We start from the raw sequence: 13,866 nt of genomic DNA on the forward strand, positions 1-13,866 counted from the left end.
ACACCGTGTTCGACCGCTCTTGACCGCTGCGAGACCGCTCTGATCGCTCTCGCTGCGTTCAAGACCGTTAAACCGTCATGGAAGTCGTCCCACGCTGGCCTTGACGCTGGTCGTGACCATCGGGACAGACGGTAGAATCCGCCCCCGACGCGGGTGTAGCTCAATGGCAGAGCTGTTGCTTCCCAAGCAACTGACGAGGGTTCGATTCCCTTCACCCGCTCCACAGCCTCATCGGTGCCTAACCGTTCGAGAAGTCTGTGACCGCTGCCCGTCTGCCAGGTCACTGCGCTCAGTGGCAGCCCATTCGATCCCTTCGGAAACACTTCGTTGCCACGCAGTCCCAAGGGATGACTGGAAACAAAGGTTGTATGTTTAAGCTACGGCCGGTCTTCACCATCACAAGGGCAAGACATGGACGAGTTTGATCTGGCTTTCTCCGAATCAAAGTCCGGGGCCCCGCAGGTCAGCCATGGCCTGAACCTCGTCCTGAAGTTGAAGCATCCGGCGACCATGGCCCGACTGCTCGTCGAGATCCGCTTGCGTCACGCGGAAATCTCGCTGGCGCTGAGCGAACTGGGCTTCATCCACTTCGCACGATTCCTGCCCTTGCCCGACCAGTCCGCGCTGCTGGTGATCACCGAATTCGACGGCCCGCTCGAGCCGTACGTGATGGACTTCGCCATCCAGCTGGGCGACGTGTTCAGTCTCATCCTGAGCCATGTCGATGGATACACCGCGCTCCCGGTGAAGGACCATCCGGACGAGTTCTGGAAATTCATCCAGCGCAACAACCGCGTGTGCGTCCCCGGGCTGCCCATCCCGGAGGACTATCCGCTCTTCAGTGCCTATCCGCAGCGCACCGTGCTCGAGATCACCGGCCCGCGTCGGCAATTGCCTCCTCCCGCGCTCGATCGTGCAGCGGCCCCGATCGACAGCGCCGATGTGCAGGGCAACATCCTGCTGCCGTACAACGCCGAGGTCGCGCGTCATTTTTTCTACCAGGTCACCGACCCGGCGCGTGCCCGCGCATGGCTGGCCTCCCTGGCGGTGACGAGCGCGCAGCCATGGGGCGCGACCAAGCCCGACACGATGCTGAACGTCGGCCTCACCTTTGCCGGGCTGACCGCGCTCGACATCGAGCCCGGCCTGCTCGCGGACTTTCCAACGGCCTTCATCGAAGGACCGGCCGAGCCTTCGCGGGCGCTGGCGAACGGCGACGTGGGCGACAGCGCACCCGGCCATTGGCGCTTCGGTCAACCGGGCGTGCCGATCCACCTGATGCTCTCGCTCTACGGTGCGGCGGGGAAAACGCCGGCCTTCGACGCGGCTGCGGCGGCCATCGGTGCCTGGACGCCGGTCGACCAGGGCGTTGACCTGGTGCTGCAGCAGGATGCCAAGGCGCTGAGTGACAACCGCGATCACTTCGGCTACCGCGAAGGCATGGGCCAGCCGCGCATCGCGACACCTTCTTGCGGTGGCGCCTCGCCCGTGGACAGTGCCGATACCGATCTCCAGCCGGCGGCCAGTCCGGGCGAGTTCCTGTTGGGCCCGGACTACCAGGACATCTACGGCGGTCCCTCGATCGGAAAAATGCCACCGGCCCTCGCTCGGAACGGCAGCTTCTGCGCCGTGCGCATGCTGGCGCAAGACGTGCAGGCCTTCGACCAGACGCTCGACGACGGCGCCAGTGCCCTGGGCGTGTCGCGCGAACTGGTCGCTGCCAAGCTGCTCGGGCGCTGGTTCGACGGCCATCCGGTCTCGCTCTACCCCGACGACGAGGAAATCAAGAAAGCGCCCGCTTCCCAATGGCGCACGAACGCCTTCGATTACGCGCCGTCCTACGAATTTCCCGCGAACGTCGACGACCACGAGGGCCGGCGTTGCCCGATCGGCGCGCACATCCGTCGCGCCAATCCGCGCACCTCGCAAGCGACCGGCGTGCGCTACAGCCGGCGCCTGTTGCGCCGTGGCATGCCTTGCGAACTGCCGGCCACCGGCAGTGCAGTCGCCGAGGTGGGCCTGTTCGGGCTGTTCTTTTGCGGCAGCCTGGAGCGTCAGTTCGAATTCATCCAGCAGCAGTGGATCAACGGCGACATCTTCAGCCCCGGCATTCGCGGCACGCGGGATCCGATCGCCGGCATGCTGACGCCCTGCGGCGCGTTCAACCTGCCCGGCATGGCGATCGACGGCGGAACGGCGACGCTCACGGTCCCCCGTCTGGTGACGACGCGCGGCAGCCTCTATCTCTTCTTCCCGGGGCTTCACGCCTTGCGCCACCTGGATTCCGCGGTGCCCCACACAGCGGCGTTGCGGGAAGCCGGTCCAGGCATCCTGTTAGACCTCGCACACGCCGAGCGCTGGATCCAGGGCATCCTGACGAAGCCGGTGCTGGAGGGCATGGCCGAATCCGTGATTGCGCCATTGCCGACCGGCGACGCCAGCGAGCGGGCAAGCGCCGCTCAGCGCGCGGGCTGCGGCATGGAAAGCTTCGATCCCCACGACAGAGGTTTCCTGGCGAATCCCTATCCGACATTCGCCCGGTTCCGCCAAACCTGCCCGGTACGCTATGTGCCGGAGCACGATGCCTGCTGGGTCTTCCAGTACCCGCAGGTCGAGGCCTTGCTTCAGGACCAGCGCCGTTTTCTCAAGCGTCCGAAGGGCGACAGCGGTCCGCGCGGATTGTTCACGATGGACCCGCCGCGGCATCTGCAGGTTCGCGCCTGGCTCGACACCGCATTCCAGCAGGCGATGCAGGGTGCCCAGACGCAAGCGCGCACGCAGGCCGTGGCGGCGGCGGACGACATCGCGCGCATGCCCGCAGGCTGTTTCGACTTCGTCGAGCATTTCGGGCGACGTGTGCCACGCGAGGTCTTCTTCGATGTGCTGGGGGTCCCACCAGCGGATCGCGCTCACATCGACCGGCTGGCGCGCACGGTGATGATGCATGCCGATCACACGCTCGATCCGTTGCAGCGTCTCATCGGCAAGTTGGCGGCGGTGCAACTCATCCTGGCGCTGGGCCTGCTGATGGCGCGCGCGCTCTTCCAGGGCGGGTTTCAAGGCACCTTGCTGCACGAGATCGCGAAGATCACGCTGCCGGGCACCCACAAGTTGACGGTCATCGAAGCCGGCATGACGCTCCTGCAATTCACGCTGGGAGGCTACCTGTCGATGGAGTTCCTGCTGTGCACCGGCACCCGCAACCTGCTGCTGGACGGCGGTCGCGATTGGCGCGATGTCGCGCAGCAGCCGAGCCTTCTGCCCGACGCCATCGAGGAGATGCGGCGCTTCGATGCGCCGCTGGGCGTGATCGAGCGCTTCGCGGCCGATGACCAGACGCTGGGCGGCGTCGACCTGAAGGCAGGCGATCGCCTGATCGGCCTGATCGGCTCCGCCAACCACGACCCGACCGTGTTCGGCGCAAGCTCGGAAATCTTCGACATCCGGCGCGCGACGCCGACCTCTGGTCAGACCCAACTGGCGCTCGGCCGCGGCCCCCATGCCTGCATCGGTCTGCCGTTGCAGGCGCAGGTGCTGCCGCTGGCCTTCGAGACCCTGTTGGCCCGCTTTCCGGGCTTGCGGCTGGCCTCGAATGCGCAGCCGCCCTGGCTGTCCGATCCCTATTTCCGCTCCTTCACCCAGCTGATGGTGATGCGATGAAAGGGGGCGCGGACCGGCATGGAACCCTTTCTCTTCGGGCGTTTCGAGCTCCGCGCTGACGAGCGGCAACTGTGGAAGGACGGGCGAGCCGTGCCCATCGGCGCACGTGCGCTCGACGTGCTGCTGGCGCTGGTCCAGCGCCGCGATCGCGTAGTGGGAAAAGAAGAATTGATGGCGACGGCCTGGCCCGGTCTGGTGGTCGAGGACAACAACCTCACGGTCCAGGTGTCCAGTCTGCGCAAGCTGCTGGGCGCGAAGGCCATCGCCACGGTGCCTGGTCGTGGCTATCGCTTCACCGCAGAGCGGGTGGTGCGCGAAGGCGAGGGCGCAGCCACTCCCATGGCGACAGCGACGGCGGTGCCCTCGACGGTGCCGGGCAATCTGGCCGCTGCGTTGCCACCGTTGTACGGCCGCGCTGACGACACCGCCGCGGTCCTCGCCGCATGCAACGGCGCGCGGCTGGTCACGCTCTGCGGCGCCGGTGGCATCGGGAAGACCAGCCTGGCCGCAGCGGTCGCACGCGATCTCGCACCCCGATGCCTGCACGGCGGATGGATCGTCGAACTCGCCGCGGTGCGCGACCCGGCCATGGTGGTGCCCGCCGTCGCCGAATGTCTGTCCATCACGCTGCCGGGCCATGCTGCGGCGTTGCAGGAGCTGGCCAATGCCCTGCAGACCCGCCAGTTGCTTCTGGTGCTGGACAACTGCGAGCACATGCTGGGGGCCGTGGCACCACTCGCGCATCTGCTCCTTCGCGTCGCGCCGGGGGTCCGCCTTCTTGCCACGAGCCAGGAGCCGCTGCGTGTCGTCGGCGAGAACGTGCACCGGCTCGCGCCGCTCTCGGTGCCGGCGCCGACCGAACTCGCGACGGCCGAGCGCTTCGGTGCGGTGCACCTGTTCATCGAGCGTGTGCGCGCGCAGCAGGCCGGCTTCCGACCGGTCGGCGCCGAGCTCGCCGACGTGGTCGAAATCTGCAGGCACCTCGACGGCATCCCGTTGGCGCTCGAGTTGGCTGCGGCGCGTGTGCCGCTGCTCGGCGTGGCCGGCGTACGAAGCAGACTCGGCGAGCGCTTGCACCTGCTGACCCGAGGCACGCGCATCGCGCTGGACCGCCACCAGACGCTGCATGCGGCGCTGGCCTGGAGCTATCAGCTGATGGTCCCGGAGACCCAGTCGATGCTGCGCCGCCTGGGTGTCTTCACCGGTGGGTTCAGCCTCGAAGGCGCGCAACGCGTGGCGGGCGATGCGAACGGGCAGAAGATCGATGTCATCGAGCAACTGGGGCTGCTGGTGGACCGTTCGCTGCTGACCATCGAGCCTGGTGCACGGCCCCGGTATCGCATGCTGGAGTCGATGCGGATGTTCGCACTCGAGCAGCTCGAGGCCGCGGGAGAAGCCGAGGCCACCGCACGCCGGCATGCGCAGGCCATGAGCGAAATCTGCGGTCTGGCGGTCCGTCAGCGCGACAGTGCATGGCTCTGGGCAGAGATGAACAATGCGCGCATCGCCCTGACCTGGGCCGTCGGCAGGCCCGGCGAAGGCATCGTCGCCGTGACCATCGCCACGCACATCGCGGTGCTGCTCGCCACCGCCGGCCCGGTGCCCGAAGCCATGCACTACCTGGTGCGCGTGCGGCACCTGCTGGACGCCGAAACGCCACCCGCCCTGGCTGCGCGGTATTGGCAATGGATGGGCCGACTGGGCATCGACGGGCGCATGCCGAGCTCACAGTGCATCGAGGCGCTGGAGCGCGCGGCGTCGATGTTCAGGTCGCTGGGCGACCATCGGCATGTCCACGCCTGCCATCGCATGATCGCCGAGGCCTTCATGCACACGGGCGACCTGGCGTCCGCGACCGAACAGCTCGCATGCGCCGAACGTCTGGAGAGCCGGGCATCGGCACCGGCCGACCGGATGCGTCGCCTGCGCATCGCCGGCCTGCTCGCGGATGCCGCCGGCGACCATCCCGCGGCATTGCAGCTGGCGCAACAGGCCCTGGTCATCGCCGAGGCCCAGCGCATCCATCGCTACCGACTGATGCTGATGGCAGACATGGCATGGGTCGAGTTGTGCATGGACCGGCCGAACGCGGCCGCGGCGCAGTTGCAGGACCTGCTGCGCCTGATCGAACCGAGCCCTCGTGAAGGCCTGACACGCGCCTATGCGCTCGCGGGCCTGACCGCATCGCTCACGGCCGCCGGGCGCCTGGAGGAGGCGCGCGCCGGCGCCCCGCGCACGATCGACGCGCTGCGTGCGAGTGGCATGCTGCTCGCGCGCGGCGACATCTTTTCATGGCTGGCGCTTGCGAGCGGGCATCCGCATGTGGCGGCGCAGGTGATGGGCGCCACCGACCGGTTTCACGAGCAGGGAGAGACGCGTCGCGATCGCGTGAGCCGCCATGCCCAGGCCGAAACGCTGCGCGGGCTTGAGGTCGCGCTGGCTTCCACGGACGTGGCGTTCTGGGCCGCCCAGGGACGGCAGGCCGACGAAGCCGCGCTGGCCCGGCTGCTGGAAGATGCGCTCGCCACGGGCCCGATACCCCCCATCGCGCCGATGGCCTGGGACATCTGAGTCGCCGCTGCGTGCGTGCGGCTCCCGCGCTCGCTTGCCGACGCCGATGGCTTTAGCAATTCTTTGGAACCCTTCACAACGCTGAAGGATTTGCGGCGCCGCAAAGAGGACAGTGAAAGCACAGGCAGGCAATCCGGCATGTCTGTTGAACGGCCCTCGGGCCGGACAGCGTTTCTCCTCTTCTTCACTTCCAAGGAACCATCATGAACTCCCTCCCGAAACTCATGGCCGCCGTCGTTGTCCTCTGCGCTGGCGCAGCGGTCGCCGAAACGTACGAAGGCGTGCAGCCGCTGACAACCGAACGCGTGCGTGCCGACGTCGTGCTGGAGGCGATGGCCGCCGCCGCCGCCCCCAACCCGTACGAGGAAGGTGCTTCGTCGGGCGTTGCGCCTGCGCTGCGCTCGCCGACCGAACGCGCGATCGTGCAACGCGAGGCGGTCGACGCCGCACGCGCGCCCAACCAGAACCTGGATCGCGTTCTTCAACAGCACGCTTCCGCCGCAGTTCAACGGCAGCGCGATCAACACGCGTTTGGCCGACGAGGCCACGGACACCGGCTCTGCGGGGAAGTCGTCCTGAGCGCCAGGCAACGCTGAAACGATCCGACACCGCGGCATCCTTTCTCACGGATCTCCGGGTGTCGGCGCGAGGCGTCACGCTGAGAAAGATTGCATTCAGAATTGGCGGCGCGCCAGCCGACGATCTTCTCGCGGCGGCGATCCATGGGTCCCGCAAGATATGAATACGAACGATCTACTGGCGTTGGCGAAGCCCGCATTGGCGACGGTCTGGGACGCGCGTGAAGCGTCTGCCTTGCCGCGAGCCGAACCGCCTGCGTGCACGCTTTTCTTTTCGCTCGGCAGCGGGCACGCATGTGGCATCTGGAGCGGGTGGCCGTGCCGTCGTCCCGTGATGGCGAACAGCTATTTGGATAGACTCCGTGACCGGTGCACCGCCACCTGACGATGTCCTCATGAGCCGAATATCCTTCTTGCTGCTGAGCCTTGCACTCATGCTGTGTGGTCATGGTTGGGTCGCCGTGATGCACGACGTGCAGGTGAGCGCGACCGAGCGCGTCGGGCAGGAAGCTACTTGGAAGGCGTCATCCCTTGACCTGGACCCTGAGGGTTCGAGCCTGCAGTACGACAACTCGTCCGAGGCGAGCGATTTCGACAACGCGGCCATTGTCGGGATGCCTCGTTCGGGTTCGGAGGCTGTCTTTACTGCCTACCGCCATCGCACCAGAAGCCCCGAGCTCTTGCCGTTTCGATGGCTGGAATGTCCGATGCGGCCGCCTCGTCCGGCGGCGCTTCTCGCGTAGATCCAATGGGAGGCGACGGCGAGGTTCGAGCCCCGCGTTCGCTGCCAACGGGCTCATGCGGTCTGGCGTTGCGCCAAGCGCTTGCGCGTTCTCTGCGCTGCCTTCCGGCACCTCTGTGGAGCCGCCGTTTGCCTGCAGACCTCGGAGCGTTGGCCATTGGAAGGCCTTTCACCAACCCATTGCAGCGGCAAGTCCCGCACGTGCGGCCACCAGGGGCGCACGGTCCCCGACGCCGCTGGCAGGAAGATTCATGAACCATTCCCGAGACGTCATGTTCGCGCGCCTGAACAGCTTCAAGACGGATCCCGAAGCGCTGCGTGCGCACTTTCTGGACCATGTCCAGAAGATGCCTTCGACGCCCTTCAGAGACAACCGGGTCGACTACGTCGGCTGGGCGGTCACCAGTCGCGACGGAACGCTGAACGACGGCATCCGACGCATTGCAACGAACGGACCCAACGTGCGTGGCGTGAATCCCACCGATGCTTGCAGCGGTAGCCTGGCGCAGGTCATGGACACCCTGGCCACTACCGGGCTGAAACCCTACAGGGCCCGAATCATGCAGCTGGAGAGCGAGGGTGCGGAGATGCCATTGCACACCGACGCCAAAAAGGAAACATGGCGGCTGCACATCCCCATCATCACGAACCCCCACTGCTTCTTCGAATGGCAACGTGCGGATGGAACGATCGAAAGCGTTCATCTGCCGGCAGACGGTTCCGCGTGGCTGGTGCGCGTCGACGTGGATCATCGCGCGGTCAATCGCAGCAACGAGCCGTCGCATCGTGTGCACTTGTTGATGGGGCTGGGCGTGAGTCCCGCCTTCGACCAGCTTGCCGAACCCTGGCTGCCCGTCACGCGCGAACAAAGTCCGCCGCCCCGCGAGGAAGGGCAGGCCTCCGCCCTGGGCCTCTTTTCGCATTCGATGCGGGACTGAGCGTGCACATGCCAAAGGGCTGGAGCGCCGAAGAACTCGCGCAAGTGACGGGCGGGCATTGGACGGTTGCCCCGCCTTCACCCGACTGGCGATGCGATGGCATCTGCGCGGAGCCAAGCCGGTTTCACGAGAGCCAGATGCTGCTCGCACCGGCTGGCGCCGCGGGCTTGCGACCCGCAGCGCTCGACCGGCTCATGCGCCGAGCGGCGGGCATCATCGTGCAAGCCGGTGGGGCCCAGGCCCATTGGCATCGTCCTGTGATGGAGGTGCAGGATCTGCGCGAGGCGGTGGCCGCATTGGCCATCGACAATCGCAACCGTTTCGGCGGCCAGGTGATCGCTGTCACTGGCAGCGTCGGCAAGACCTCCACGGTCGCCATGGCCGCGCATGCACTGGGCGGCATCGGCCCGAGCGATTGCAGTCGCACGACCGCGAATTCGCCCTATGGCATCGGATGGAACTTCGCTTCGATGAACGTGCATGCGCGTTTCTGGGTTCAAGAGGTTGCCGCCACGCGCATGGACACATGCAGTGCGCTGGTCCGCCCGCACGTGGCCATCGTCACGGCCATTGCGCCTGCTCATGTGGCGCGTTTCGGCAGCACCGATCAGATCGCGCGGCAAAAGGCGCTGGTCTACGCCGGCATGGCGCCCGGCGGCATCGCGGTCATCAATGCCGACATGCCAGAGTTCGAGATCTTCGAGGCAGCCGCGCGGACCGCACGGCTGCGCGTCGTGCGCTTCGGCAGCACCGGCGACTGCGATGCGCGGCTGATCGAGATGCACGGTAGGACGGTTCGCGCGGAAGTTCTCGGCGTGGTCCACACCTTCGAGCTCGGTGCCGCGGGTCGACACATGGCGATGAACGCAACGGCCGTGCTCGCAACCGCTGCGGCGCTGGGCCTGCCGGTCTCGGTGGCGGCGCGGCAGCTTGCCACCTTCGAGCCCCTGCCCGGACGCGGCCAGCGAGTGCGCGCCGTCCACGAGAACCGGCGCATCGAGGTCTGGGACGAGTCTTACAACGCCAACCCCGCATCGATGCGCGCCGCGCTGCAGGTGCTGCTGGACGCCGGGCCCCAGGCCGTGCCCTACGCCTCGCGCCTGCTGGTATTGGGCGACATGCTCGATCTCGGCGCGGATGCACAAGCGATGCACCTGGCGTTGGAGGCCGAGGTGCGGGCACTGCGCCCCGATCGGGTCTTGCTCTGCGGAAAGCTCATGCAGGCGCTCTCCGAGCGGTTGCACGGGGACGTCAAGGGGCAATGGTTCGAAGATGTGGATGCGCTGCTGCCGGCATTGGACGAATGGCTGAAGGATGGCGACGTGGTGTTGGTCAAAAGCTCGAACGGCATCGGGCTGAAGCGGGCTGTTGATCGCCTGCGGCAGCCTGCGATCGAGGGTGCCGCATGACCGCGCTGCGCAAGCTGAATCAGCTTCTCCATGTGGCGGCAATGCTCTGCGTGGCATGCGCGGGTTCGGCCGCCAGTGCGCAGCAACCTGCTTCGGGGTCCTGCCGCGCCGGCAACAGCGCGGCATTCGCAACACTCGATCGGGTTCATGTACGCGATGAATTCCGCGTCGTCTATTCTGTGACGGGTCCCCACGCGCTGGCGGACCCGCGTGACCTGAATGCCAATGGCGTTCCCGACAAGGTGGAAGACGTCGCCACCCAACTGGTGGCGGGCAGGCGCCTGTTCAGCGACGTGATGGGATTCGTGGCGCCGCTCCGGCAAGCGCGCTACGCGCAAGCCACGTCCATCGACGTTTTCATGCTCAAGATGGAAAAAGGGAATGGTGTTGCGTACGACGAGGTCATGAATTACCGCCTCGGCTTCGACGGTGCCTCGGGCCGGTGCGCGCTGCGCATCGACCTGCTGAACAGCCATTCCAACCAGAACCCGACACCGATCCACGAACTCTTTCACCTGCACCAGTACGGCTACACCATGTTCAAGCCACGCTGGTTCCTGGAAGGAACGGCGCGCTGGGCCGAGTACGCACTGCGCCCGGGCAGCGGTCCACAGCGCGCGCTGCCGCAGTCTTCGGCTGCGTTGCAGGAGCAGGTGTTGGCCACGACGTATGCGGCAAGCAACTTCTGGAATCGCCTGGCATTCCTGCTGGACCCCGTGGGTCGCATGAACCTGCCGCCGGAGCTGTCGCAACTCGCTTACGTCGACGGCAGTCGCGTGATCCATGACAACGAATTGCACGGTGCCACCTTCATGAAAGCGGTGCTGGAATCGCTGGCGTCGCTCGATCGCGACGTCGGCGTGCAGCGCGGATGGCCCGCGTTCCATTGGAGAGAATCCGATCAGCGCTCCGCTCGACACGACGCTGCAATCTTCAGCAAGGTCCAGAGCGTGGTACGCCTCCAGGCTCCCCGCGCGAGTCCGGTGAATGCCGCCGAAATAGAAGCGTTCTTGACATTGCCCTCCCTACCGCAGAAAGACACGTCCGATGAGCTTGAGTGAACAGCTGGCCAAGGCCCGCCCGACGGTCGCCGACACATGGAACGAGTGCCGCGCCGCGCACTCGGGCGCCGATGAAAAACCCGGCGTCCTCTTCATGTCCGCGTCCACCGGCAAGGAGCGCGCGCATGTCGTGGTCGCGCGGGACAAGGAGTTCGGCGCCGCCTGGCGGCGCGGCGCGCAGCTGCTCGGTGCGTGGCACCGCCAGCGCGCGGCGCTGCCGGTGCTGTGGCTGCGCATCGACGTCGTGCACACGGTGCATCCGATGAACTGGGAGACCCTGACCCAGGGGCTGAGCGCCACCAAGCGCAACTACTTTCATTTCGGCATCGCGTTCGACGAGGAATTTGCCGTGGCAATGCTCGAGCCGGAAATCGGCGCCAATGCGGTGCTCTACGACGGAACCAAGGACCAAGCAACGCCAAACGATACCAATCTCAAGCTCTATGGTCAGCGTCGCTTCGGGCGTGAGCTGACATGGCCGACACGGCCACAGGACCCCGTTTGGCTGTTCGAGACCCGTGCCATCTTCACCGACGGCAAGGCATTGCACCGTGTGGAGCACCAGGGCCGAAACCGCGGTCATCGCGTGTTGCCCCGGTGGGATCGGGTGCAGGTGCGAGAAGTGATCGACACGGGCACGGCCTACCTGGCCCGGCAGGTCACGCCCACGGGCAAGTACCACTACGGCTGGTTTCCCTGCTTCGACCGCGCCATTCCCACGTACAACACCTTGCGGCACGCGAGCTCCACCTACGCGCTGCTTGAAGGGTGGGAGCTCACCCGCGACCCCGGCCACAAGGTGGCGATCGATCAGGCGCTTCGCCACCTGGTCGGGCATTGCATTCATCACGCGACGCTGCCCTCGGGCGAGCGCGCTGCTTTCCTCGTGGACGAAGGCGACGAGATCAAGCTCGGCGGCAACGCTGTCTGCGTGCTCGCTTTCTCGAAGTACACCGAACTCACCGGCGACGCCCAGTACCTCCCATTGCTCGAGGCGCTGGCGCTCGGCATCGTCCACATGCAGGACCCTTCGACGGGGCGCTTCGTGCACGTGCTCCACCATCCCGGCCTGACCGTGAAGCAGGAGAGCCGCATCATCTACTACGACGGCGAGGCCGCCTTCGGCCTGATGCGCCTGTACGGCCTGACGCGCGATCCGCGATGGCTGCGAAGTGCCGAGCTTGCCTTCGATCATTTCATCGAGGCCGAGCACTGGCGCGCGCACGACCACTGGCTGAGCTACTGCGTCAACGAACTCACGCTCTACAAGCCGGAGGCGCGCTACTACCGTTTCGGTCTGGACAACGTTCGGGACCACCTGGACTTCGTGCTCGAACGCATCACCACTTTCCCCACCTTGCTGGAACTGATGATGGCGGCCGAACGAATGATCGCCCGGCTGCAGTCGACGCCCGAACTCTCTCATCTGCTGGAGGGCTTCGATCTGGACAAGTTCTACCTGGCGCTGGAGCAGCGGGCGAGGTACCTGATGACTGGCCACTTTTTCCCCGAACTGGCGATGTTCTTCAGGAATCCCGCCCGCGTGGTGGGGAGCTTCTTCATCCGGCATCACAGTTTTCGGGTGCGGATCGACGACGTGGAGCACTACCTCTCCGGCTACGTCGCGTACTGGAGGTACTTGAACCTGAAACACCCCTCCGCGCTGGCCGCTTGAACGGCGGGGGCGCGCGGCGTGGCGGCGCCCGCCATGGACTGCACAGTCAGGTAACAATGCTGAGACAATTCAGTACTTTTTTGCATAATTTGTTACTTTTGACACTGGCGGCATCGAATTCATCCTTTCGCTTGCGGACGCCGGAAAGGCGCGCGGTAGCATCCGGCCCCATCCGCTGCTCGCCCGTTCATCGAGGTCCGACCCGGTGAGGGCGCCGGAGCCAGACGCCTTCCTTCGTGGGGGAAACATGCAAACGTACGGAAGACACTTATGGATCTGAGGGAGCGCGAGGCCCTGCTTGTCGACGAAGCATCGGCCGCCATCGAGGCGGCCATGCAGGGCTTCGGCGGTGCCTTCGGCAGCGTGCCGTTCTGTCGGTCGACCGACTTCGGCATGCTCTCGGCGGAAGACCAGGTCGACGTGCGCCAGACCGAAATGGCGTACTACCGCGACCGGCCCGAACTGTCGGCCGTGCATTTGTGCCTGACTTCGGCGCACGCGCTGCTGGAGATCAGCCGCACGCTGCTGCGCCAGTCGGCGGCGCTTTCGCCGCAGGAGCAGGAGCGCAGCTGGAAGCGGCTGGCCGAGGACGCCAAGCTGGCCGGGCGCGCGGCCTACCGTGCCGTGCTGATCCTGTCGGATCCGACCGTGGCGCACCAGGCGGCCAACGAGCGGACCCAAGCGGGCTCCCCATGATCGATCGCCTGCGGCGACTGCTGCGCGGTCGCGAGCCCATGGCGAACAGGCCGAGCACGGCGATCGCGCCGCCGACCTTCCCGGCGCCCGCGGTGGCGCCGCCGCCGCCGCCACCCGTTCCGCCGCCGCCGTCCGCGCCGCCCAAGGTCGTCCCGATCGCCCCTCGCGAATGGCCACGCAAGGCGCCCGACCCCGACCCGCAGCTCGCCCGGCAGATCCAGCGCCGCGAGGAAGTGCTGGGCCAGTCGATCTACTTCAAGCACTGGCAGGCCATCAGGGCCGAGGGGATCACCGCCTCGCAATTCATGGAGTTCCTGCAGCCCTTCGCCGACCTCGACGGCATCAGCGTGTCCTACATCTACAACGATCCCGAGGGCAACGAGCGCATCTACAACCACCGCAAGGAAGACTCGTTCGAGAACCCGCTGTCGGTGGCCATCAAGGAAAAGAAGATCTCGAAGGACAAGGCGCTCGACCTCGCGCTGAACGAGGAAGGCCGGGTCTGGATCGAGAGCAACTTCATGGACCTGAAGTAG

10 protein-coding genes and 1 tRNA gene are annotated in these 13,866 nt (G+C 66.3%); all 11 read left to right on the top strand.

The features are described 5' to 3' along the window. Window positions 1-149: 149 nt before the first annotated feature. The 11 genes from ACSFBC_RS00005 to ACSFBC_RS00055 all read left to right on the top strand — a co-directional run bounded on the left by ACSFBC_RS00005 (window position 150) and on the right by ACSFBC_RS00055 (window position 13,866). Window positions 150-223: transfer RNA gene (locus ACSFBC_RS00005), tRNA-Gly, on the top strand. Window positions 224-510: 287 nt separating this feature from the next. Further along, window positions 511-3,660, top strand: coding sequence for a cytochrome P450 (locus tag ACSFBC_RS00010; protein ID WP_435508267.1), 3,150 nt, complete (start codon window positions 511-513; stop codon window positions 3,658-3,660). Between the two features lie 18 nt (window positions 3,661-3,678). Next, window positions 3,679-6,231, top strand: coding sequence for an ATP-binding protein (locus ACSFBC_RS00015; RefSeq protein WP_435508268.1), 2,553 nt, complete (start codon window positions 3,679-3,681; stop codon window positions 6,229-6,231). A gap of 203 nt (window positions 6,232-6,434) precedes the next feature. Further along, window positions 6,435-6,827 (top strand): helicase SNF2, encoded by a 393-nt coding sequence (locus ACSFBC_RS00020; RefSeq protein ID WP_435508269.1) that lies wholly within the window; start codon window positions 6,435-6,437, stop codon window positions 6,825-6,827. Window positions 6,828-7,204: 377 nt separating this feature from the next. Continuing rightward, on the top strand, window positions 7,205-7,552 hold the full coding sequence (locus ACSFBC_RS00025; RefSeq protein WP_435508270.1) for a hypothetical protein: 348 nt from the start codon (window positions 7,205-7,207) through the stop codon (window positions 7,550-7,552). A gap of 250 nt (window positions 7,553-7,802) precedes the next feature. Next, window positions 7,803-8,489 (top strand): aspartyl/asparaginyl beta-hydroxylase domain-containing protein, encoded by a 687-nt coding sequence (locus tag ACSFBC_RS00030; RefSeq protein ID WP_435508271.1) that lies wholly within the window; start codon window positions 7,803-7,805, stop codon window positions 8,487-8,489. Window positions 8,490-8,497: 8 nt separating this feature from the next. Beyond that, the gene (locus tag ACSFBC_RS00035; RefSeq protein WP_435508272.1) at window positions 8,498-9,898 is read left to right on the top strand and encodes a UDP-N-acetylmuramoyl-tripeptide--D-alanyl-D-alanine ligase; all 1,401 of its coding nucleotides are present in this window, start codon (window positions 8,498-8,500) and stop codon (window positions 9,896-9,898) included. Continuing rightward, the gene (locus tag ACSFBC_RS00040; protein ID WP_435508273.1) at window positions 9,895-10,959 is read left to right on the top strand and encodes a hypothetical protein; all 1,065 of its coding nucleotides are present in this window, start codon (window positions 9,895-9,897) and stop codon (window positions 10,957-10,959) included. The genes ACSFBC_RS00035 and ACSFBC_RS00040 overlap by 4 nt, the downstream gene beginning before the upstream one ends. After that, a complete protein-coding gene (locus ACSFBC_RS00045) occupies window positions 10,946-12,634 on the top strand; it encodes an AGE family epimerase/isomerase (RefSeq protein WP_435508274.1) in 1,689 nt (562 codons plus the stop codon). The genes ACSFBC_RS00040 and ACSFBC_RS00045 overlap by 14 nt, the downstream gene beginning before the upstream one ends. Before the next feature lie 270 nt (window positions 12,635-12,904). After that, a complete protein-coding gene (locus ACSFBC_RS00050) occupies window positions 12,905-13,330 on the top strand; it encodes a hypothetical protein (RefSeq protein WP_435508275.1) in 426 nt (141 codons plus the stop codon). Beyond that, the gene (locus ACSFBC_RS00055; RefSeq protein WP_435508276.1) at window positions 13,327-13,866 is read left to right on the top strand and encodes a hypothetical protein; all 540 of its coding nucleotides are present in this window, start codon (window positions 13,327-13,329) and stop codon (window positions 13,864-13,866) included. The genes ACSFBC_RS00050 and ACSFBC_RS00055 overlap by 4 nt, the downstream gene beginning before the upstream one ends.

It is taken from the genome of Variovorax frigidus (assembly GCF_051216515.1).
GTDB lineage: Bacteria > Pseudomonadota > Gammaproteobacteria > Burkholderiales > Burkholderiaceae_C > Variovorax.

Excerpts from the sequence above, each read along its gene's own strand:
- ACSFBC_RS00010 (WP_435508267.1), top strand. The coding sequence starts at position 511 with ATGGCCCGACTGCTCGTCGAGATCCGCTTGCGTCACGCGGAAATCTCG.
- ACSFBC_RS00015 (WP_435508268.1), top strand. The coding sequence starts at position 3,679 with ATGGAACCCTTTCTCTTCGGGCGTTTCGAGCTCCGCGCTGACGAGCGG.
- ACSFBC_RS00020 (WP_435508269.1), top strand. The coding sequence starts at position 6,435 with ATGAACTCCCTCCCGAAACTCATGGCCGCCGTCGTTGTCCTCTGCGCT.
- ACSFBC_RS00025 (WP_435508270.1), top strand. The coding sequence starts at position 7,205 with ATGAGCCGAATATCCTTCTTGCTGCTGAGCCTTGCACTCATGCTGTGT.
- ACSFBC_RS00030 (WP_435508271.1), top strand. The coding sequence starts at position 7,803 with ATGAACCATTCCCGAGACGTCATGTTCGCGCGCCTGAACAGCTTCAAG.
- ACSFBC_RS00035 (WP_435508272.1), top strand. The coding sequence starts at position 8,498 with ATGCCAAAGGGCTGGAGCGCCGAAGAACTCGCGCAAGTGACGGGCGGG.
- ACSFBC_RS00040 (WP_435508273.1), top strand. The coding sequence starts at position 9,895 with ATGACCGCGCTGCGCAAGCTGAATCAGCTTCTCCATGTGGCGGCAATG.
- ACSFBC_RS00045 (WP_435508274.1), top strand. The coding sequence starts at position 10,946 with ATGAGCTTGAGTGAACAGCTGGCCAAGGCCCGCCCGACGGTCGCCGAC.
- ACSFBC_RS00050 (WP_435508275.1), top strand. The coding sequence starts at position 12,905 with ATGGATCTGAGGGAGCGCGAGGCCCTGCTTGTCGACGAAGCATCGGCC.
- ACSFBC_RS00055 (WP_435508276.1), top strand. The coding sequence starts at position 13,327 with ATGATCGATCGCCTGCGGCGACTGCTGCGCGGTCGCGAGCCCATGGCG.